The organism is Rickettsiella endosymbiont of Dermanyssus gallinae, assembly GCF_019285595.1.
Taxonomy (GTDB): domain Bacteria; phylum Pseudomonadota; class Gammaproteobacteria; order Diplorickettsiales; family Diplorickettsiaceae; genus Rickettsiella_B.
In genome coordinates this window covers 766722-788844 of sequence record NZ_CP079094.1, presented here as the reverse complement: position 1 = coordinate 788844, position 22123 = coordinate 766722, and the positions used below count along the sequence as shown (strand labels likewise).

Below are 22123 nucleotides of genomic sequence, written 5' to 3'. Positions count from 1 at the left end.
GGCCTTACAAGCTAATTGATTAATTGAGCGTATTTTTCAAATCCTTCTTCCACGGGCCCAAAATACTGAACGCATCCTTTTTCCAATAAAACTACTTTATTACATAGTCTTTTAATGGTCTCATTAGAATGAGAAGCTAATACTAAAATACTTGATTGACTAATAAAATCGCCTAAACGCGCTTGTGCCCGTTTTAAAAAAGCGGCATCGCCTACCTCTATTAGTTCATCCATCAGTAAAATATCAGGTTTTATACAGGTAGCGACTGCAAACGCTAAGCGTAATTGCATCCCGGAAGAATAAGTACGAACCGGTGCAAATAGATAATCACCTAATTCTGTAAAATCAGCGATTTGATCTAATTTAACTCGGATCTCTTTTCGGGTTAATCCTAATAATAACCCCCTTAACATAATATTTTCATAGCCGGTTGATTCTTGATTAATGCCTAACATGACATTCAGCAAAGGAGAAACATTGCCTTCATAATGAATCTGCCCCTGTATAGGCTCATAAATCTTAGCTAATACACGCAATAAAGTACTTTTTCCTGCGCCATTATGACCAATAAGACCCACACGATCACCGTGTTCAAACTTTAAACTAACCTTGTCTAAGGCTTTAACCACAACCATATTGTCATTATTATTTAAAGCCCCACCCGTCGTTAGACGCAAAAACTGCTTCTTTAAGGAACGAGCATTGAAATTATAAATAGGAAAATCAACTGAAACTGAATCGAGTCGTATAGTAGCCATAGCAACCCTTTTTATAACCAATAAGTAATTCTGGCGCGATAACGAGAAAATATCATAAAACCAAGCACTAAACCGATTAAAGTGATAAATAGCGTGGTGTAAAGTGTATAGGATGAAGGGAGACTTCCTAGGAAAGGGTTCCTAATTAACTCCATAAACTGAGCAAAAGGATTATATTTAACAATATACTGATAACGCTCAGGCAGTATAGTCGGTGACCATATAATAGGCGTTAAAAAAAATGCAACTTGTACCAAACTAACAATTAACTGCACAATATCTCTAAACCGCGTTCCCAAAATAGCCAATATGACGCCATAACAAATTCCATTTAACCAAAGAATCGCTAAACTTATGAAAATAAATAAAGAATAAAAATTAATTTTAACCTTAAAAAATAAAATGATTGGAATAAGAACAATAATATGATGAAAAAAAATCATAAAACATTTAGTAACCGTACGAAAAACAAACACGGAGTAAGGTTGTTTCACTTGCTTGATAAATTGTTCCGACTCAACAAAAATGCTTGCGCCTTCGGTTAGCAAAGCAGAGATAAGACTCCAACCTAAAATGCCCACGGCAAGAAAGGGATAATATAGAGATAAACCCATCTTAAACAATCTTCCATACAGCAGACCCATCGTATAGATCGTCACCGCCATACTCAATGTAATCCAAAAAGGTCCTAACGTAGAACGGCGATAACGCAGTTGAATATCTTGCCACGCCAGTAAAAGCCAAATACGCCATTGTTTAAGTCCATCGTAAATATCGGCTAAAGCAAGATAGTAAATTGAATGTGGAGAACGACTAACCATGATATTCCATTGCGTGATTATCTTTATAAAACTTTTTAACTCCGCACAATATACGAGCTTTATATAACGGTCAACCTACTCATCCCGAATGGCGTTAATTCGCCTCGTGATAGCTAATCAGATATAATAAGCCTGTTTCTTCGTGAGGAAAACTTAAAATGGATTTGCCCTTTGCGTTACCACCCACCCTAGAAAATGGACCCTGCCCTTTATGGACCGGTACAAAATTCCTGATTGGAAATGAACAAACAAATGTATTGCACTATAGTACAAATAATAAAGGTTGGAATGATAATCTAACAAACTATGCGTTTGAAGAAGTCACCGACGCTGATTATTTCATGCATAAAGCCTCTAGAATGCATACACTACATCAACTTAAAGCGACATTGAAACACCCTAAACCTACTATTTTAGAAATAGGTTGCGCAACGGGGTTTATGTTAAAAGAAATTTATGCCACGTTCCCCAAAGCAACCGTGATTGGTTCTGATGTTGTTTATGATCCGCTTTTAAAACTAGCGGGACAATTACCCATACCGTTACTTCGCTTTGATTTATTACAATGCCCATTGCCCGATAACAGTATCGATGCCATTGTCTGTCTCAATGTCTTAGAACACATAGAAGACGATCAAAGCGCATTAGATCAAATCTATAGAATTTTAAAACCAGGCGGTGTCTTTATTATTGAAGTACCGGCAGGCCCACATTTATATGATATACACGACGAAATGTATATGCATTTTCGACGGTATAAACTGACTCCACTATGCCGATTATTAAAACAAAAATACTTTACCTTACTCAAACAATCGCACTTAGGTTTTTTTATCTATCCTGCTTTTTGGTTAGTCAAACAAAAAAACAAACGCTTTCTTGCTCAACCTGAGGCAGTAAAACGCCAATTAGTAGAAAAAAGTATTCGTCAAACCGGCAACAGTAAAATCCTTTCCAAGATGACGGCATTGGAGTTGGCATTAGGTCGCTTCATATCATATCCCTTTGGGATTCGCTGCTTAGTCAGCTGTATTAAATAATAAATAGCCACGGTCGAAACAAAGTTCCGACCTCGCTATGATGGGTTTCTACTATTTTTCAATAATATGTTGTAGATCGGCGGCTGGCTGGTGTTTCTGATGTTGTAATCTTGTCGCTTCAACAAAACTAACAAACAATGGATGTCCATCACGTGGATTTGAAGTAAATTCAGGATGAAACTGACAACCAATGAACCAAGGATGATTTTTTAACTCAATCATTTCGACTAGATTACCATCTGCTGAACGCCCTGAGACGATCAAACCGTTTTCTTCTAATTTAGGTAATAGTTGATCATTCACTTCATAACGATGTCGATGACGCTCAATGACACTATCCTTTCCATATAAAGCTCTCGCCTTACTTCCTTTCGCCAAGCAGCAGGTTTGTCCACCTAAGCGCATGGTACCGCCCAAGTCAGAGTCTTTATCACGCTTTTCATACCGTCCTTCAGGTGTCACCCACTCGGTCACTAAAGCAACCACTGGATAAGGTGTTTGGTCATCAAACTCTGTACTATGCGCACCTTTTAGCCCCACATGACGCGCAAATTCTATCAGTGCTGTTTGCATGCCTAAACAAATTCCAAGATAAGGTATGCCATTTTCACGTGCGTATTGTGCAGCCATGATTTTTCCATCAATGCCGCGCTTACCGAATCCTCCAGGAACCAAAATAGCATCTAAAGGTTCTAATAATTTAGTGCCTTGTTGCTCTAACGCTTCGGCATCAATATAAACCACATTCACATAGGTATGCGTTTTAATACCCGCATGAATTAAGGCTTCGCTTAAGGACTTATAAGAATCGGCCAAGCCCATATACTTGCCAACCATCCCCACTTTCACTTCGGCTGTAGGATTTTTTTGGGCGGCTACGACTTCTTCCCATTCCTTTAGATCGGCGGGTGGATAATTTAGGCCAAATCGCTTGAGCACCATTTCGTCCAATCCTTGCTCATGCAACAGTAACGGCACGCGATAAATGTTATCCACATCTGGTAATGAAATAACACCCGCTCCCACATTGGTATATAAAGCAATTTTTTCCCGTGCTTGCTCTGGAAGTTCTTTTTCTGAACGACAAATCAACATATCCGCTTGTATACCAAACGATCCAAGCTCTTTGGTCGAATGCTGAGTAGGCTTAGTTTTAATTTCACCGGCTGTGCCAATATAAGGTACCCAGGTTAAATGGATAAATAAGGTTTGCTGATTGCCTAGCTCAATACGCAATTGACGTATCGCTTCTAAAAATGGCAATGATTCCATATCACCGACCGTTCCACCAATCTCGACTAAGGCAATATCCGCATCATCCGCACCCTTAACAATGGCCTGCTTAATTTCATCCGTTACATGCGGAATAACCTGTACCGTGCCCCCTAAATAATCACCACGACGCTCTTTACGCAGAACACGCGCATAAATTTGACCCGCCGTAAAATTATTATTTCGCGTCATTTTAGCACGCACAAAACGCTCATAATGACCCAGATCGAGGTCGGTTTCCGCCCCGTCTTCGGTGACAAAAACCTCGCCGTGTTGATAAGGGCTCATCGTCCCCGGATCAAGGTTTAAATAAGGATCCAATTTAAGTAGGCTAACTTTAAGACCCCTCGATTCTAAAATAGCCCCTAAAGAAGCCGCCGCAATACCCTTCCCTAAAGAAGAGACCACGCCACCTGTGATAAAAATATACCGCGTTGTCATTAAGGGATATAAACCTCCGAAATCAAATGATCATTTAGCCATCGTGTCAAACAATTTGCCAATAAGGCAGCCGCTTCGGTTTCGCCCACTAAACCGCGCGCACAAACAAGCTCACATACATCGGCAAAACAAGAACCTGCAGAGAAGGCTGCAAAAACAACCGCCTCTGGTTCTGTCAAACTATTAGCATAAGACTGTAATTCCTTGCGCCAAACAATGCAATACGAATTTTGGCTTGTAGGCGTAGGAAACGCTGTTTTTTGCACCAGTGCTTTCCACAGTGAAAACGTATTCCACTGAAATGAGAAGTAGTGCACCGAGGGATGATATTTAAAGCAGAGCGAAGGCCAATTTTGCAGAGGCATTTTTGCTAATGCCGTTGGGTCTAAAAATTGCGCATCGGCCGCCTCTAAACTAAGGCTTAAGGCGCTAATAATTTGCGCTAATTCACTCAAATAACCCTGCTGTGGCTGATGCTGAAGCAAAAACTGAGGCAGTTGCTTAGTAAAATCACTGATAGAGTAGAAACGTGAAGGATATTCATCAAGATAGACCTCAGATAGCTCAGTAAAAGCATCATCACCTAAGTAATGATGTAATGACGCGTACTCTTTCTGTAGCGCATCGATAAGCCGCCAACGATAGCCATCCGCATAGACCGCCAAACGTTCAGCGAGCTCACCTTGCCGTGGCAGCACTAATTCATTGGCAATCTGTTCATCATCCTCAAGCAAATGGCGCTGCAAAGCAGCTTGTAGACTAGCTAATGAAGACATCTTCTTCTTTCCATACAGTTTCTGCGATTTGTTTTGCCTGCTGTAACTCGGTTAATAATTCTGATAGTACGGGAATATTATCATCACGTTCTATCATCGTAGAAACCTTACCAAATCGACGCAAAGCCGCCGCATACAGTGACCAAACAGAATCAATAATAGGTGCATCGTGCGTATCGATTATATAGCTTCCGAGATTTTTATGGCCCGCCAAATGAAATTGGCGCACACGATGCGGTGGAATCGCATTTAAATAATCTAAGGGATCAAATTGATGATTAACTGAACTAACATAAATATTATTGATATCCAATAAAATAAAACAATCCGCTTGTTCTGCAATAGCCGCTAAAAAATCCCACTCTTTCATCATGGATGCTTGATATTCAATATAACTCGATACATTTTCTAATAATATTTGTCTTCCCAAAAAGTCCTGTACTTTTTTAATTTTACTCACCACATGATTTAAACTTTCTTCAGTATAGGGAAGCGGTAAAAGATCATGCATATTGAACCCGTGAATGCCTGTCCAACACAAATGATCGGATATCCATGCCGGTTGTATTGAAGCCGCTAATGCCTTTACTTTTTTTAAATACTCAAAATTAATGCCATCGCCACTGCCTATAGACAACGACACGCCATGCATCACTAATGGATAGTGCTCACGTATACGATTAAGGTAGTAAAGAGGTCGGCCACCCGGCACTAAATAATCTTCGGTAATCGCTTCAAACCAATCCACTTTAGGACGGCTTTCTAGAATAGCTGGATAATGGGGTGCGCGTAGACCAAGACCGAAGCCAAGAAAAACTTCATCCATCTTAAAAATTTAACCTACTAAAAATTTTTTATTCCCATCGAATGGCATAAAAAAAGCCGCGTAGTTTATACGCGGCTTTATTCTACACACACTGTTTACTAATGGAAAGCCATTAATAAACTATAAATTAATTTTTATGCGCTCATTTGTGTTTGTGTATTTTCTGCACTGCATCGACGGTGTTTTTTATGTTTTTTGTGTTTTTTGGTTGGGCATGCGGATTTACAGCTACTTGTACATTTACAAGTGTTGCAGGGTGCTGCACAAGGTGTTTCACAAATTGGCGAATTTTCAGGTATGTTACGCGCGCCTGTAGCACAACCAGAAAGTATCATAGCAGCAGCAGCGGCAGCAATAACGAGACCAGTCTTTTTCATGATCATGATCATCTATCCCCTGTAATAAAAATGGATTAAGAAAAATTTTTCTGTTACTAAAATCCATCGTGCTACAAACGCACGCTGCAACATCTAGTAACAACTTAGTTTTTATACATAATTGCTAAAGAATGCAAGTATTTTTTAATTTTCACCCAGTAAACGTGCAAAAACTAAACTATTTTTCTTTTGCGAAAGCTTATATCGTAAATAAAGTAGACTTATAAAATACAGCACAAAAAGAATGATAAATCCACTAAACGCTATCCCTTCCGCCAATTGGTAATGACAAGCTAATAAACCAAACATACCTAACACTAAATTGCTAGCCCCTAAGGTGATACTTATTTGTGCAGGTGTCATATTTAACTCGACTAACAAATGGTGCAAATGTTGTCTATCCGAAGAAAAAATTGATCGCTTTTTGCTCGCTCTATAAAGCATGACGGCCGTTGTATCAAATAAAGGCAAGCCCATAATCCATAACATCGTCACTGGCGTGACGGTTTGTGTTCCTGACTGCGACAGTTCAATTAAAAACCAAACTAACGCAAAGCCTAAAAACATACTCCCTGCATCACCCATAAAAACTTGCGCATGTACACGCGCGGGTAATCGAAAATTAAACACTAGAAAAGCTAAAACCGTTGCCGCAATTAATAATAAAATAGCCAGCGATAAAAATTGTCCCGTTATCACGGTGCAAACTATTAGTAGTATTAATTCTGTTAGTACTAAGGTCCCTGCCAAACCATCCACACCATCGGTCATATTAACCGCATTGATAATACCCAAACCTGCTATGAGCGTCACTGGAAGACTATAAATGCTTAAACCTATGGGCTTATAAAAAATTAAATCACCCAAATGCGTTAACTTTACGGCACCCCAAAAGTACATTAATAATAATGCAAAAATTTGTGCTAAAAATCGACTTTTCGGTGAAAGCTCATGAAAATCATCCAGTAGTCCAACGAAAACCAACACGGCGGATCCAGCAATAAAGCTACGATAATGCTGTAAAGAAATCGGCAAGGTTAATAGCGCTGCCAAAAAGCCCATAAACATCGCTAAACCGCCTATTAAGGGGGTATGATTTTGATGATGCTTTCGATCATTTGGTACATCAACCAAACCAAGACGTAAGGATAAAGGCTTAAGTAAAAAAACGCAAAGTAACGTGACGAAAAATGCGATACAGGCAGAAAATAAATGCATTATTTTTATCCTTTACAATGCAAGCCCGGCTTCTACAGCATCTTCCCTAAACATTTTTACTGTTTCTAAAGAAACTTGATTTAAATCTTTACCAATCCATTCTATTTTTTTAAAAAGCCCACCGGTTAAAGTTATAATCGGACAATTAACCTTAGCCGCTTGAACCACATTAAATATTTCCCTGGGACTTGCCCAAATAAGTTCTTGATTAGGTCTTTCTTTCATAAGCTTCACTGCGTTAAACATTAAGGGCACCGGATCGATTCCTGTATCAGCAATCCGCCCGGCAAACACTGAAATATAAGCCGCTGTTTCGTCTCCCAACGCATCACTCACTGCTTTAACTTGTGTTAAGGTTGTCAGCGCCGTAACATTTTGCTTAATTTTTTTCTTGGCTAATAGGCTAATCAAATTAAGCGTGGATTCTCCCTGCGTATTACTGACAGGAATCTTAACATAAACTTGTTCACCCCATGTGCTAATGGTTAAAGCCTGGTTATACATCTCACTTAAATCATCTGAAAAAACTTCAAATGAAATAGGACGGTCAGGGATCGCGGTTAAGATATCTAAACGAAAAGAACGATAATCATAAACGCCTGCTTTTTTCATTAAACTAGGATTCGTTGTAAATCCTTTAATGAGTGGATTTTGATAAAGACGTAGCATTTCTTCTTTATCCGCGCCATCCGCAAAGAGTTTGATAGAGAATGCGTCTAAACTCATTTGATTTATTCCTTTATAACGTTGTGTCTATTCCTGAGTCACTTAGTACTTATTCCACACTCATGGTTTCATTCAGTGATTCCCATTTTGTTTCAGTCATTTTTAATTTCGGATGTGAAACAATTAAATGCCATATAACGGCCTGAAAAGCCTCAGTATGTGGCGTAACACGTACATTATTAACCGTAGGAATACAGATGCAAGCATGTGCTACTTGCGCGGTATAACCGCCATCTCTTCCTACAATACCTACAATTTTAGTCCCTATGGTTTGTCCGTACTTTAAAGCAGTGACTAAATTAGGGCTAATATTTTCTGCCAAATTACCTCCACCTACGGATAAAACAAATAACATATCTTTAAAAGACAAACGGCTTATTGCCAACCAATTTGCAAAACTAGATGACCAACCTTCATCATTAGTACGAGCAGTTAATTCAGCCACATTATCCGTTGGTGTATACGCTTCTATCCCTGCAATTTTTCTAAAATCATTAACGGCATGCGAAGCATTGGCGGCACTGCCGCCAATGCCTAAAAAAAACAAACGTCCTCGTTTCTCACGTATTTCTACTAAAAGATCAACGACCAAATCAATAGCTCGTATATCTAAATGATCAATGATTTGCTTCGCTTCAGCTAAAAAGTTCATTATAAACATATAAAATCCTTTTTTGGACTTAACGCCTCATTAACTCCACTTCTGTTTTAGGTTTGAAGGTTAAACCAATGCAGAGGTTACACCAAACAAAGGGAAGAAATTTAAAGGGAAAAAATTGACGCGATTCTAAATTAAAATACTGCAGAATTTCTTCTAATACTTCTGCCGGTCTATTCACATGCTCTCGTTTTATAAACCAGCGATAAGGCTGTTTATAACGTTTTTCAAAGAATCTTTGTCCTGAAATTTTTCTAGCCAGCTGATGCGCCATACCACCTTCGCAAGGAATAACAACAGAAAAGATGCCTTTATGCTTATCACTGACTCTGTAAATTTCTTTAATAGCGGCAGGTAAATTAGGTAAGTGTTCTAATACATGAATAGCAATGACTCTATCAATCTCATTATCATTAATAGCAATTCTTTCTTGACAATCACCTACCTGCACAGGGATATCTGGATGATTTTTTCTTATTTCCTCGGCCATATTTTCCCTAAGATCCAATGCGATATAATTAACGCGTTGCTCAGCCGATAACTTTTCATAATAAAGATGTTCGCCCCGCCCTGCTCCTATTTCTAGCGTTTTATTAAAATCTTTTGTACTATTATTTAGGACATAATGATTATTAAACTTCTCATACAATTTATATTTTTTTGGCGCTATTTCATGCCAATACTTCATAAAATCATCACTGATCCACTTTTGCTCATCGGTTAGTTCGGGAAAAACCTTAGGCCACTTCGTTGATATATTATTCAAAAAAAACCTCCTGGTGCGTCAAATAATGGGCCATATCCGCTAGCCCCTGCATTGAACCTATTTCATAAAATCGATTATAAACCTCAAAAGCAGCCAATTTCTCCTGTAAAAGTAGTGTTTTATATAAATCCGCTAAATCAAAGCTTTTACGCTCAGAAATAGGATTAAAAACAACGCTATTAAATAGACCTAATCCATAATCAATATATTTCATCCTCGCTGTCGTTATTTTTTTATTGTAATCAATTATTTTTTTAGATTTAAACTCGATATTACTTTTATCGCCTTGATTATTATTTTTATATATCGTCATCAAAGCTGGTTTATTTTGTTGTAAAAAAGATTGCTGAATTCGCTTATAATCTATCATTAGATAGCTATCGCCATACATGACAAAAAAGTTCTCTCCTAATAAGGGAAGTGCCTGTTTAATTGCGCCGGCTGTTCCCAATAAATGATTACCATCCCATGCATAGCGAACCACTAAATCAAATTGCTTACCATCCTGTACATACGCTTGAATCAAACGACCTAAATGGCCAATGCACAAAATAATTTCTTTAAATCCTTCATTTTTAAGTAAACGCAACTGATGGGCGATAAAAGGCTCTCCCTTTACTAATAGTAAGCTTTTAGGCAGTTTTTCAGTCAATGGCCGCATTCGCGTCGCCATACCGCCTGCTAAAATAGCAATCGGAAACAAATCCTTCACTTTCTCCTTAAATAAAAAATCAACTTTTAGGATTGTATAATTAATTTTGTTCCTTCAAAATCAAAACTAAATCTAACTTCATGAAGTCCAGCTTTTTTCATGACTTGACGTAATAACACTTTATCTTTGACATAAAACATCAAAAATCCACCGCCGCCCGCACCAATTAATTTTCCCCCTAAAGCGCCATTATTCAATGCTAACTCGTGCCATGCATCAATCTGTTGATTACTCATATTTTTCGAACGATGCTGCTTATAACGCCAATGTATGTTCATTAATTCAGAAAAATGCACTAAATCGCCTTCTTCCAATGCTTTTTTACTTTCAAAGGCCAACTCCTTAATAAAATGTAAATGTTCCATTATTTTCTCTTCTTTCAATTTGCTTCTATCATCTTGTTCTTTAAGGATAAGAGAAGCTGAACGAGAATAGCCCGTAAAAAATAACAGTAAATTTTCTTCCAAGTTATAAAGGGTATCGTTAGAGACTTTTAGAGGAAATGCAGTAACCGTACCATCGTTTAAAAATTCAAAACAAGTCAGCCCGCCATAGGCAGCAATATATTGATCTTGTTTGCCTATAGGCTCTGCTAATCTCTCTAGTTCAATATGGCACGCTTGTTCCGCCAACTGTTCGGGATGCACCAGGTTTTTTTTAAGTGCATGTAAACTTTTCAAAAGCGCCGTCGTAAAACTACCCGATGAACCCAATCCAGTTCCCGCTGGAATATCAGCCATGCTTGAAATTTCTAAATGCGGTGCTTCTATGCCAATATATTTTAATGATTCTCGAATAATAGGGTGTTGAACATCCTCAACATCCTTCACTTTTTCTAAACTAGAGTATTTAATAATTAACTCGTCAACAAATGTTTGGTGCAATGTAATATAAACATATTTATCAATCGCACCTGCAATTAAAAAACCCTCGTACTCGCTATAATAAGAAGGGAGATCCGTGCCTCCTCCGCCTAATGAAACGCGCAGTGGGCTACGTGTAATAATCATAACCGGATTCCTTGGCTATTTGTTCTACAATAGCTAAAGCCGCTTGCGCATCTGATAATCCAGGACTTGAATGTCTATCATGTTTAATATCATCCAGTAATGCACTAAACTCACGCTGCCAAGAATTATCGCCCCGCGGAAACTCCCAAATCGTCGTTTCAGGAGGACCTAATTCAGGTAACATTTGATAGAACGAAAGACGTTCTATGCCATAACTACCACCTAAACCTTGAATCTCAAGTTTTGCTTTTTTCCCATAAATTTCAAAGGAAAAAAGATTTTTCCACTCCGTGCAACTGGCATGTAAAAAGGCTGTTTTTTTATTGGGTGTTTTCAATAAAATAAATCCATTATCATCCACTGCACGATCCCAATAATACGTATTAGCAAAACCATTTATTTCAGAAAATTCACCTAAAAACCAGCGCGATAAATCAACCAAATGAATACCTTTGTCCACTAGCTCTCCGCCACCTGATAATTGTGGATTAGAACGCCATTCCTTATCATAGCCCACGCGCCCGCCATGCCCATATCGCGCTCTAATAAACATCAGTTCGCCCAGCTCACTCGCTTGAAATAATTCATACGCCTTACAAAAGGCGTTATGGTAGCGATGATTAAAGCCCACACGTACCCTAACGTTCATTTTTTTAGCCGCCTCTATAACGGGTGTTAAATGTCGGCTAGCAATCGCGCCCGGCTTTTCAACCAATACATGGTTTCCTGCACTGATAGCCGCCAAACTAATCTCAGTGAGTACTTCATGTGTCGTTGCAATAATAACAATATCGACTTCAGGTTTTGTCATCACCTCTTGCCAAGTATCAAGCACTTCGCATTGCGCTACACGACTGGCTAAACGCTCTGCCCGTTCCCGATGTGTATCAACACAAAATCGTAAACACCCCCCCGCTAAATGATCGGCTCGCTTATTACCAATCAAACCACAACCAATAATAGCAACATTCATTAAACATTCTCCTTTTGTTTTTTACACCGCTTAGGTTCAATTCTACGTAACGTATAAGTATCTTTTTCTGCAATACGGGGGTAATACTGATGTAAGGATTGCCAGGGATCCCAAACCGCACTAATCAATTTACCCGTAATACCTTTAGTTTTTTCAGACGCAAGATACACACAAAGTTTAGCCGCTAATTCTAAAGAAGAACCGCCACTCTTTTTCTGAGTCAGCGATTTTTGATAGAAACTTTTCCCTACCTTTTTGCTGCCTGCTTTTAGTACTTGTTCTAGAAAGTCAGTATTCAATGCACCGGGCGATACTGCTACTACATCAATATTATAAGGCTGTAACTCAAGCGCTAATGTTTCTGAAAAACGTACTAAACCTGCTTTTGAAGCAGAATAAGCCGTAAAATTTGGCATCGGTTTAGTCGCGCCACCACCTGAAATAATAATAATTTTTCCTCGTCCTTGTTTTTTAAATAACGGAACAACCTGCCTACATTGAAGAACGACTCCCTTTAAATTTGTATCGATTGTTTTGCTCCAAAGTTTCCAGTCTACTGACTCAAGCAATCCAATCGGGCCATAGATACCTGCATTAGCAATTAATATATCGATAGATCCTAAACCTATGTGTGCTTGCCTAACAAAATTGGCGACTTGCTTAGGGGAAGAAACATCGGTAGGGACCGCAATAACCTTCGCTTCATTTAAAGCAATTTTTCGTAGTTCACGTTGTTTTTTTAAGAGTAACTCTTTATTTCTTGCACAAATGGCAATACTTGCACCGGATTGCAAAAAAGCACGTGCAATCGCTACACCTAAGCCTTTACTCGCGCCACTAATAATTGCTTTTTTATTAAGTAACGGCATGACTAGCTCCTAAGGTATAATAATTAATACCTTGGACATCTTTTAATTGCTGGCTTAACAAACCGCCAATATCAAAAATATTAGGTTCTAGTAAGGTAGCAATCAGTCTTTTCATGTCAGTATTTACAAACTCCGGGCATTCTGCCCCTATAACCACTGCATCGGCTTGATTAAAGGCTGACGCAAGATCGTTTTGTAAAGAAATAACGGTTGCCAACTCAGTTGATAAACTCGTTATCAACGGATCATAAGCGCTGACTACAGCCCCCTGGCTATCTAACCAAACACCCACACGAACTGCTAAGGAATGCTGCAGTGCGTTTGTGCCTGGCTTATAAGCAAGACCTAAAATGGCGATTTTTTTTCCTTTAAGCTGTTTAAATTTTCCAAGCAATTTTTGCTGCACCCAATCGCTATGCCTTCTATTACTTGCTAAAAGCGCTTCAAATAAAGGCGTGGATACTTGTTGCGCATGACTTGCCTCAAGTAAATACGTCACATCGCGCATTAAGGTACTACCTGAAAATCCTGAACCTGCTGATAAGTAGGCTAATGGCCCTATTCTTTTATCTGTCTTTAATCCCTTTTCTACTGATTTAATATCTACCTCTAACGCCTGGCATAATGTCGCTAACTCATTGATAAAAACGATTGAAGTCGCTAAAAAAGTATTAATCGCATGTTTTGTCATCTCCGCGGATGCCATTGACATCCAAATGATTTTATCTGCGATGGGATAGAGTAATTTTTTTATTTGTGCTTTGATGTCTTCAGATTCTACGCCCATCACAACGCGGTCGGGATTCATGAAGCGAGCTATAGCACTGCCTAAACGTAAATTTTCTGGGGAATAAACTAATCTAATTTTTTTATCTGGATCGATTTTTTGAAACAGTGTCTTCATTTCCCGCGTTGTCCCTACCGGTAACTGTGAAGAAATAATAAGCAACACATCTTCTTTAAAATAAGGAAAAAGCTTTATCAAACGATCTTTAATCAGTTTAACATCCGCCAATCCATCCGAATCAACCGGTGTATCGTACGTTACCCAAATGATTTCTAAATCCCCTAAAGAAGCAGGATCATCACTAAAAGATAACTTAGTTTTTTTCTCAGCTTCGCTGATATATTCAAGTAAATTAGGTTCATAAACAGGCAATTTCTTTTGCTTAAATTCAGCAATACGCTCAGCATCCTCATCATATGCGGTCACAGTATGATCCAGTTTTGCTAGACAAGCGGCTGTCACGCAACCCAAATGCCATAAACCTACTACACCTATTTTCATACCTTCGCTTCCATGCAATGAGAGTTAGACACTAAGTCATCAACTGTTTTAACGATAGCTTCCTCAATTCGGAGTTTTGGCTCCCAACCTAAACCACGAATTTTACGGCAATCTAAAAATATAAACGGGTTATCGCCAATCCACCCTCGCTTTCCACCCCTATAATCTAATTGCGGTGAAAGGCCTAAGGCTTTACAAATCCAGCGAATTGAATCATTAACTTGGCAATAATGATCCGTTCCTAAATTAAAAATATTGATTTTTTCGTGTGCTTTTTCTAAAGCGATAAACATCGCATCAATACAATCGTGAATGTAAAGATAGGATTTTTTTTGCTCACCATCGCCTAAAATTTTTAATAGGCTTGGATCGCTGTAGAGTTGCTTATAAAAATCAAACACATGACCATGGGTATAACGTTCTCCCAAAATAGATACAAAACGAAAAATATAGGATTGCATTGCGAAAGCTTCGCAATAGGCTTGAATTAAGCCCTCGGCCGCTAACTTGGAAGCACCATATAAAGAGGTTTGTATAGGAAAAGGCGCGTCTTCTGGTGTTGGAATCAACGGTGCTTCGCCATAAATAGAGCCGGTTGATGGAAAAATAATCCGCTTGATAGCTTTTATTCGCATGGCCTCCAGCACATTAAACGTGGCAATGGTATTTTGTTTTAAATCTTTATCGGTATGATTAATGCCACCACGTACATCGGCATTGGCTGCGAAATGAAACACCGCATCACACGCCGCAGGCATGCTTGCTAGTAAATTTTGAAAATCCAATACATCATATTGGTTAAATTTAAAATAAGGATTTTTTCTGGCTTGTATTAAAAACTCAACACGACCCGTAACAAGGTTATCATAACCAACTACCTCATGCCCTAAAGCAAGCAAACGATCAACCAAATGACTGGCAATGAAACCCGCACAACCTGTAACAAAATAACGCATCCATCGCCCTTTGTTTAAAGATTTTAAAATCTATAACGAAATTTCATCAACCATACGTGCCTCTGTATCAGCGGTAGTTTTTTTTTCTACTATTTTATCAATGATATACAGTGGTCGTCTTTTGGTTTCATCATAAATACGCCCTACGTATTCGCCCATTAACCCTAAAAAGAATAATTGTATGCCTGAAAAAAAGGTAATGATTAAAATAGTAATAGATAATCCTGGTGTTAAATTAACACCGATCAATTTTTGCACCACGAAAAAACCACCCAGTAAAAAACCAAATATGGCTGCCGCTATTCCAACCAGTGACATAATTTGTAATGGACGACTGCTAAAACTAATTAGTCCGTTTACCGCCAATCTAAGCGCGCCTATAAACTGATTGTAATTACTTTTTCCTGCGTATCTAGCATCCCTATCAAACTCAATAGAACTTTGCCTATAACCTACAAATGCAATTAAACCCCTCAAAAAACCATGACTTTCATTCAAACAACGTAATTTCTCAATAACCCTACGGGTCATAATTCTAAAATCACCGGTATTACGGGGAATAGATACCTCGCTTAACTTAGCAATCAAAAAATAGCCTGTATAAGCAATTAATTTTTTTATCCAAGATTCACCTTTACGTGAGCGACGCGTTGCATAAACAACATCATAACCACTCTTTAATTTTTCATACAATGGTTGAATAAGTTCCGGCGGATCTTGTAAATCAACGTCAATAACAACGCATACGTTCCCCTTACAGTTAAATATGCCAGCCATGCTTGCGGCCGGCTGACCGAACTTTCTTGAAAAAATTAATAATTTAATATTAGGATTTAACTCAATGGCTTTTCGTATCTGAATTTCTGAACTATCGGGAGAGGGATCCAAACAAAAAATTATTTCATAAGGAAGTCCTATATTCTCTAATACAGGTGTAATTCTTCGTAAGAAAATATTAATATTATTTTCTTCTTTATAAACAGGGACTATTACTGATAATTCTGTACTTGAATCATAGTCTAACATCATAATTTCCCTTTATACGCTTAGCACTTAATCCTTAAAATAGTTCAAATTTTATTTTTTCTATCGATCTGTAACGAAGCAACAAAAACGCCTAGCTTACGCACATCTGAATTAAAACCAACTTCGGCAGGAGAAATTGCTTCATTAAAATAAAGCTCAAATTTTATTAGCTTATCATCGCTAATGATTGATTGTGGAATAGTCATTTCACTGATAGGAAGTTTGTTTTTTATATCAAAGTGTAGATAACCCAAAGAGTGCTGATTCGCACGCACTTCCATATCTAAAATGGGATGCTTCTCAGTAAGAAAAGGCATCACATTCAACTTCAGTACTAAATCTGAATTAGGTTTTTCAGCTAGTCTAAGAAGAAATAAAGAGGAATCACCCACTGTCCACGTTCCTTTTCCTTCAGGTATACTAAATCCACCTAGAGGAAGCAAATAATCATTAAAATTACTTTCTGCCGTTGAAAAGTCAACCACGGTACCTAATTTATAGGCATAATCGTTTGCTATTTTTTGCAAATTTATCGCAACATCATCAGCAAAAGGGAATGGCAGCTTAGGAGCAAACACAAAAAAATTATCTACGTAAGCAAATTGATAGGGAGTTTTTATATTTTCTGCAGAGAATAGCCCAAATAAATTTTTATCATTAAAAACATATAAGGTGTCATTATCAAACTTACTCTGCAGAATAGAATCCATCAATAGCATTTTATTTTCATGGAGTCGTTGCACATCAGTACGTGCAAAATAACCCATATTAATTGACATATGATTTAGTGAGGCATAATAAACCAGTGGTTTTAAGCTAAATCGATAAAGCCCAGGTAATACATAAACAATTTTTTTATACTTCTTAGCCACTTTCCCCCAAAAAGGATTGCGCAATGATGAGTCATAGGGCTTTGCTTGACTTAAAAAACCTCTAAGCTGAGTATAGATATTGCCGGAATCAACGAGCTGAATAAGCAAACAAATAGCGATTAAGAGTCTAGCGGTATTTTTTTTATTATTTTTAATGACTAAATAAAAAATGAACAAATAAATCAAATAAAAAACGGGCCAAAATAAACGCCCAGAAGCCCTAAATACACCCAAAATCCCAGGCAGCTCATAGTGAAACAACTCATAGGAACCAAAAGCAACTTGATTGGATAATGCAAGTAACGTTAATAATGTTGCCGTTAGCAATAAAATACTGTTTTTTCTAAAAGCGCGCCATAATACATTGAATTGTAAAGTTTCTATGCCGCGTAAGAAGCCTGTTAACGCTAACAGCAGCATGCCAATACCTAAATACATGAATCCTTCAAAATCCCCTGACCCTCTGGATTGATTCTTCAATATATGCGACCAATCATTTATCAGGAAAGCGTCATCTCTAGGATTAAATAGCGATAAAAGATTCATTCGGTACAAGCCAAACCCACCTGTGGTTATTGCGTTAGCAGGAATCATGAAATAACCAGCTTGCCATATAATCAGCAAAACGAGAGTACTCACAAAAGAAATAGAGTACGCCATGTCTTTATAATTTAATTCGTGTATTAATTTTCTATGACCTACATCAGCCGCCCATAAAACTAATAACATGAGTAAAAGATAGGGATGCACGACTGCTGCAATAGCAATAAAAATGGGCCACGCTCGTTTACGAAAATGATCTGAAAAATAAAAAAAAATTCCGGCTAAGATTAACCACTGCCCTAAAAATTGTGGATGACCATGCAGACGACACAGAAAAGGCGGTGCTAATACAAAAAAGACACTGGCTAAAAATTTTATACCCTTATCGGTGGTTATTTTTGAGAGTAGTAACCAAGAAAAAACGGCCTGTAATATAAAACATAGCGATAGCCACAAACCCATATACTGGAATTGTTCGGGCAATAGATTAGAAATTAATTTAAAAGGGATTGCAAAAAGTAAAAGTGGTTCTGCATAGCTAAGAGAACCTCCGATCCCCATACCGTAGGGATAATTACTCGCTAAAGGACTTTGCAATAGAGGCGTATGTCTAAAAAATTGCCATGCTATAAAACTATTCCCTGAATCGCAGGTATTTAAAAGCCAATCTACGAAAGTAGGATCTATAATTTTCCCACCGGTAATAAAAACAAAAGCCGATATGCCTAAAAAAATGGGGAGTAATAAGGGAAAAGATTCTAAGCTAATTATTCGTGCAAACCAGAGAAATAAAGCGGATCGATTAGCAGCAATTTCATAATCCCTTTTCTCTAACATTGAATTATTTCCCTATGATTCAATGAAAATTAATATTTAATATTTTAATAACTCGTTGTTTTAAAACATTTAAACTGCAAACTGCATACTATAAAGCTTGGCATAATAACCATTTTTTGCGAGTAACTCTTGGTGTGTACCGGTTTCAACAATACAACCCGCATCCAACACTAAAATTTTACTGGCTTTTTCTACGGTAGAAAGTCGATGCGCGATAACTAAGGTTGTGCGATTGTGCATAAGCTCCTCTAATGCCGCTTGTATATGTCGCTCCGCTTCGGTATCTAAGGCAGAAGTCGCTTCATCTAAAATCAGAAAGGGTGCGTTCTTAAGTAACGCGCGTGCAATTGCAATCCGTTGCCGTTGACCACCAGATAGTAACACACCATTTTCACCAATTAAAGTATTCAACCCTTCAGGCATTTGTTGAATAAATTCCATGGCATGCGCCGCTGTTGCCGCACGTCTAATCATAGATTCACTGACATTACTTAATTGGCCATAAGCAATGTTATGCGCAATGGTGTCATTAAATAAAGTCACATGCTGCGAAACAAACGCAAATTGAGTACGTAGATCGCGGAGTTTTAATTCACGAATATCAATATCATCCAAAAGAATTTTTCCGGTGTAATGATCATAAAAACGCGGTAATAAATTAACTAAGGTGGATTTTCCGCTGCCTGAACGCCCTACTATAGCAATCGTTTCGCCCGGATTAACGTTAAAACTAATCCCCGCTAAAACAACCTGATTTGGCAAATAAGAAAAATTAACATCCCGAAATTCCAACGCACCTTTGACCGTCGATAAAGTATGCGTTCCTTCATCACGTTCTGGCTTTTCATCTAATAAAGAAAAAATACTCGTCGCTGCCGACACACCGCGCTGAATAACGTTATTAACGGCGGCTAAATTGCGCATAGGCTTTAATAAAAGCAACATAGCCGTCACCATCGAGGCAAATCCCCCTGCCGTAATATGCGTCAAATGGGATGTCGCAAGATAAATCGTAACCACAATGATTCCTCCCGCAATAAGTTGTACTGCTGAACTGGCTAAAGAACCCGTTACGACCACCTTTAATTCACGAAAACGGTTTCGCCCTAGTAAACTATTAAATTTTGTTGTTTCGTAATTTTCGCCACCAAAGGTGCGAATTACTTTATAGCCATCGATAACTTCTTCAGCCACTTGCGTCAATTCACTCATTGAATCTTGCACCGCTTTATTCAAAGTGCGCATACGACGGCTTGAATAACGCGCAATCCAAATCATCGTAGGCACAGTAATAAAGAAAAGGAAACTCAATTGCCAACTGGCCGTTAACATAATAATGACTAAGCCAATAATAAATGCACTTTCTTGCACTAATGTAATTAATGAATTGGTGCTTGCATTGGCTATTTGCTCAACGTTATAAATAATCGTCGAAAGTAATTGGCCGGACGTTGTATTATCGTAAAAAGTAGCTGGTAAGCGTAACAGTTTGGCTAACACTTCTTGCCGAATATGCATGACGGTACTTCTAGCAACCCGTGCTAAGCAATAACCTGAAGAAAAATTAGCCAGCCCGCGCACAATAAACGCAATCACTAAAATAAGCGGTAAATAACGTATAAAGTGCATATCTTTAGCGACAAAACCTTTATTTAATAAAGGCTTTAAAAACCAAATCAGACCTGCATCGGTACCCGCTAAAAAAACAGTGCCTATTACCCCTAATAAAAACCATCCCCAGTTACGGTGTAGATAGCGCAATAAACGACGATACGTGTAAAGATGGGATGTGGATTCTGTCATAGTGTAAAAAATAGTTTTGTAAATTCAAAGAAAGTGTCGTTGATTATGCTCGGACGAGACAAAAAACGTTGTTTTTTGTCCATCAAAGTGCAATCAAAGACACTTTCTAAGTTGCGGTACCACCCACGGTTAGTGTATCTATCTTCAAAGTAGGCTGTCCCACGCCAACAGGAACACTTTGCCCTTCTTTTCCACAACTACCAATGCCACTGTCAAGTTTTAGATCATTACCTATCATCGAAACCTGAGTTAACACTTCTGGTCCATTGCCAATTAAGGTAGCACCTTTAACAGGGCGCGTTATTCGACCATTCTCAATCAAATAGGCCTCACAAGCTGAAAATACAAATTTACCCGATGTAATATCAACCTGCCCACCGGAAAAATTCACGGCATAAATGCCTTTATCAACCGAAGCAATAATCTCTTCCGGCGCATAAGGTCCGGGCAGCATATACGTATTGGTCATTCTCGGCATAGGGAGACAAGCATAGGATTCTCGACGACCATTACCGGTAGACTGCGTTCCCATCAAACGCGCATTAAGTTTATCTTGCATGTACCCTTTTAAAATCCCTTTTTCAATCAGTATGGTTCGCTGAGTAGGCGTTCCTTCGTCGTCAATCGTGAGTGAACCACGTCGATTCGGTAATGTGCCATCATCTACCACGGTACAACCAGGTGAAGCGACACGCTCACCAATCCGACCTGTAAAAGCAGAACTTCCTTTACGATTGAAATCACCTTCTAAACCATGACCTACCGCTTCGTGCAATAGAACGCCCGGCCAACCAGGTCCTAATACAACCGGCATCGTGCCAGCGGGTGCTGGCACTGCTTCTAAATTTAAAATGGCTTGCCGAACCGCTTCTTTGGCTAAATCAACGGCAATATTATCGCGTATAAAATAATGATAATCCGTTCGCCCACCACCGCCAGCAAATCCTTGCTCGCGTTGACCTTTTTCTTCAGCAATCACACTGACATTTAAACGAACTAAAGGCCGAATATCCGCTGACATCGAGCCATCGCTATTGAGTACTAATATGGTTTCTTGTTCACCCACCAAACTCACATTAACTTGTTGTATACGCGGATCCATCGCCCGCGCCGCTTCATCTACTTGTCGTAATAAGTCTAATTTTTCACGTTCATTCAAGGATAAGGTGGGGTCAATGGGCTGGTATAAGGGGTTAATTAAGGGTTTCTTCTGCCAAGCATTCATGCGGCCATGCTGCCCTCTGCCCGCAATACTTGCCGCCATCTTAGCGGCTGATTGTAATGCAGGTAAGATGATATCATCCGAATAAGCAAAGCCGGTTTTTTCACCGCTAATGGCGCGCACGCCCACGCCCCGCTCAATATTAAAGCTACCATTTTTAACGATTCGATCTTCTAGCACCCAACTCTCTGATTGTGTTGCTTGAAAATAGAGATCGGCCATGTCCACCGCTGGACTGAGTAGCTGACTTAGAACGGTTTGTAACTGATTTTCAGTAAGACCCGCTGGCTCTAATAAAACTTGGCGGGCAAGTATAAGATTATTTTTGCTCAT

At 38.7% G+C, this 22123-nt stretch carries 21 protein-coding genes; 2 read left to right on the top strand and 19 right to left on the bottom strand.

What is annotated here, in order from left to right; translation table 11 throughout:
- Window positions 1–11: 11 nt before the first annotated feature.
- Together KX723_RS03985 and KX723_RS03980 are read right to left on the bottom strand one after the other, a co-directional pair.
- Entirely contained in the window at window positions 12–758 is a 747-nt protein-coding gene (locus KX723_RS03985; RefSeq protein WP_218814772.1) for an ABC transporter ATP-binding protein, read from the bottom strand.
- Window positions 759–769: 11 nt separating this feature from the next.
- The gene (locus KX723_RS03980; RefSeq protein ID WP_218814771.1) at window positions 770–1579 is read right to left on the bottom strand and encodes an ABC transporter permease; all 810 of its coding nucleotides are present in this window, start codon (window positions 1577–1579) and stop codon (window positions 770–772) included.
- A 158-nt stretch (window positions 1580–1737) separates the two neighbouring features.
- On the opposite strand from KX723_RS03980, the gene KX723_RS03975 reads away from it, so the two are divergent.
- Window positions 1738–2619 carry a class I SAM-dependent methyltransferase gene (locus KX723_RS03975; protein WP_218814770.1) on the top strand — a complete coding sequence of 294 codons (882 nt, stop codon included), beginning with the start codon at window positions 1738–1740 and terminating at the stop codon, window positions 2617–2619.
- A 51-nt stretch (window positions 2620–2670) separates the two neighbouring features.
- Here the strand turns inward: KX723_RS03975 and pyrG are convergent, their stop codons facing one another.
- The 3 genes from pyrG to bufB are packed head-to-tail and all read right to left on the bottom strand — an operon-like array spanning window position 2671 to window position 5934.
- Window positions 2671–4332: a CTP synthase gene (pyrG, locus tag KX723_RS03970; protein WP_218814769.1), complete on the bottom strand. Its 1662-nt coding sequence runs from the start codon at window positions 4330–4332 to the stop codon at window positions 2671–2673.
- The gene (locus tag KX723_RS03965; protein ID WP_218814768.1) at window positions 4332–5108 is read right to left on the bottom strand and encodes an HvfC/BufC N-terminal domain-containing protein; all 777 of its coding nucleotides are present in this window, start codon (window positions 5106–5108) and stop codon (window positions 4332–4334) included. Before KX723_RS03965 ends, pyrG begins: the two co-directional genes overlap by 1 nt.
- Window positions 5092–5934, bottom strand: coding sequence for an MNIO family bufferin maturase (gene bufB, locus KX723_RS03960; protein WP_218814767.1), 843 nt, complete (start codon window positions 5932–5934; stop codon window positions 5092–5094). Before bufB ends, KX723_RS03965 begins: the two co-directional genes overlap by 17 nt.
- 195 nt (window positions 5935–6129) lie before the next feature.
- Between bufB and KX723_RS03955 the strand changes: the two genes are divergently transcribed.
- Window positions 6130–6336: a hypothetical protein gene (locus KX723_RS03955; RefSeq protein WP_218814766.1), complete on the top strand. Its 207-nt coding sequence runs from the start codon at window positions 6130–6132 to the stop codon at window positions 6334–6336.
- Window positions 6337–6455: 119 nt separating this feature from the next.
- On the opposite strand, the gene KX723_RS03950 is transcribed toward KX723_RS03955, so the two are convergent.
- From KX723_RS03950 to tldD, 14 genes are all read right to left on the bottom strand, one after another.
- Window positions 6456–7529, bottom strand: a complete 1074-nt coding sequence (locus KX723_RS03950) for an MraY family glycosyltransferase (RefSeq protein ID WP_246562542.1) — start codon at window positions 7527–7529, stop codon at window positions 6456–6458.
- Between the two features lie 12 nt (window positions 7530–7541).
- On the bottom strand, window positions 7542–8255 hold the full coding sequence (locus KX723_RS03945) for a transaldolase (protein WP_218814765.1): 714 nt from the start codon (window positions 8253–8255) through the stop codon (window positions 7542–7544).
- Between the two features lie 49 nt (window positions 8256–8304).
- A complete protein-coding gene (locus KX723_RS03940) occupies window positions 8305–8916 on the bottom strand; it encodes an SIS domain-containing protein (RefSeq protein ID WP_218814764.1) in 612 nt (203 codons plus the stop codon).
- 19 nt (window positions 8917–8935) lie between these two features.
- On the bottom strand, window positions 8936–9679 hold the full coding sequence (locus KX723_RS03935) for a class I SAM-dependent methyltransferase (RefSeq protein WP_218814763.1): 744 nt from the start codon (window positions 9677–9679) through the stop codon (window positions 8936–8938).
- On the bottom strand, window positions 9672–10391 hold the full coding sequence (locus KX723_RS03930; RefSeq protein ID WP_218814762.1) for a sugar phosphate nucleotidyltransferase: 720 nt from the start codon (window positions 10389–10391) through the stop codon (window positions 9672–9674). Before KX723_RS03930 ends, KX723_RS03935 begins: the two co-directional genes overlap by 8 nt.
- Before the next feature lie 26 nt (window positions 10392–10417).
- Window positions 10418–11401, bottom strand: coding sequence for a GHMP family kinase ATP-binding protein (locus KX723_RS03925; RefSeq protein ID WP_218814761.1), 984 nt, complete (start codon window positions 11399–11401; stop codon window positions 10418–10420).
- Window positions 11385–12374, bottom strand: coding sequence for a Gfo/Idh/MocA family protein (locus KX723_RS03920; protein WP_218814760.1), 990 nt, complete (start codon window positions 12372–12374; stop codon window positions 11385–11387). The genes KX723_RS03925 and KX723_RS03920 overlap by 17 nt, the downstream gene beginning before the upstream one ends.
- Window positions 12374–13243 (bottom strand): SDR family NAD(P)-dependent oxidoreductase, encoded by an 870-nt coding sequence (locus tag KX723_RS03915; protein ID WP_218814759.1) that lies wholly within the window; start codon window positions 13241–13243, stop codon window positions 12374–12376. The genes KX723_RS03920 and KX723_RS03915 overlap by 1 nt, the downstream gene beginning before the upstream one ends.
- Window positions 13230–14531 (bottom strand): nucleotide sugar dehydrogenase, encoded by a 1302-nt coding sequence (locus KX723_RS03910; protein ID WP_218814758.1) that lies wholly within the window; start codon window positions 14529–14531, stop codon window positions 13230–13232. The genes KX723_RS03915 and KX723_RS03910 overlap by 14 nt, the downstream gene beginning before the upstream one ends.
- The gene (locus KX723_RS03905) at window positions 14528–15487 is read right to left on the bottom strand and encodes an NAD-dependent epimerase/dehydratase family protein (protein ID WP_218814757.1); all 960 of its coding nucleotides are present in this window, start codon (window positions 15485–15487) and stop codon (window positions 14528–14530) included. Before KX723_RS03905 ends, KX723_RS03910 begins: the two co-directional genes overlap by 4 nt.
- Before the next feature lie 30 nt (window positions 15488–15517).
- Entirely contained in the window at window positions 15518–16516 is a 999-nt protein-coding gene (locus KX723_RS03900; protein WP_218814756.1) for a glycosyltransferase family 2 protein, read from the bottom strand.
- 41 nt (window positions 16517–16557) lie between these two features.
- A complete protein-coding gene (locus KX723_RS03895; RefSeq protein ID WP_218814755.1) occupies window positions 16558–18765 on the bottom strand; it encodes a DUF6311 domain-containing protein in 2208 nt (735 codons plus the stop codon).
- Window positions 18766–18834: 69 nt separating this feature from the next.
- Entirely contained in the window at window positions 18835–20568 is a 1734-nt protein-coding gene (gene msbA / locus KX723_RS03890) for a lipid A export permease/ATP-binding protein MsbA (protein ID WP_218814754.1), read from the bottom strand.
- Window positions 20569–20674: 106 nt separating this feature from the next.
- Entirely contained in the window at window positions 20675–22123 is a 1449-nt protein-coding gene (gene tldD / locus KX723_RS03885; RefSeq protein ID WP_218814954.1) for a metalloprotease TldD, read from the bottom strand.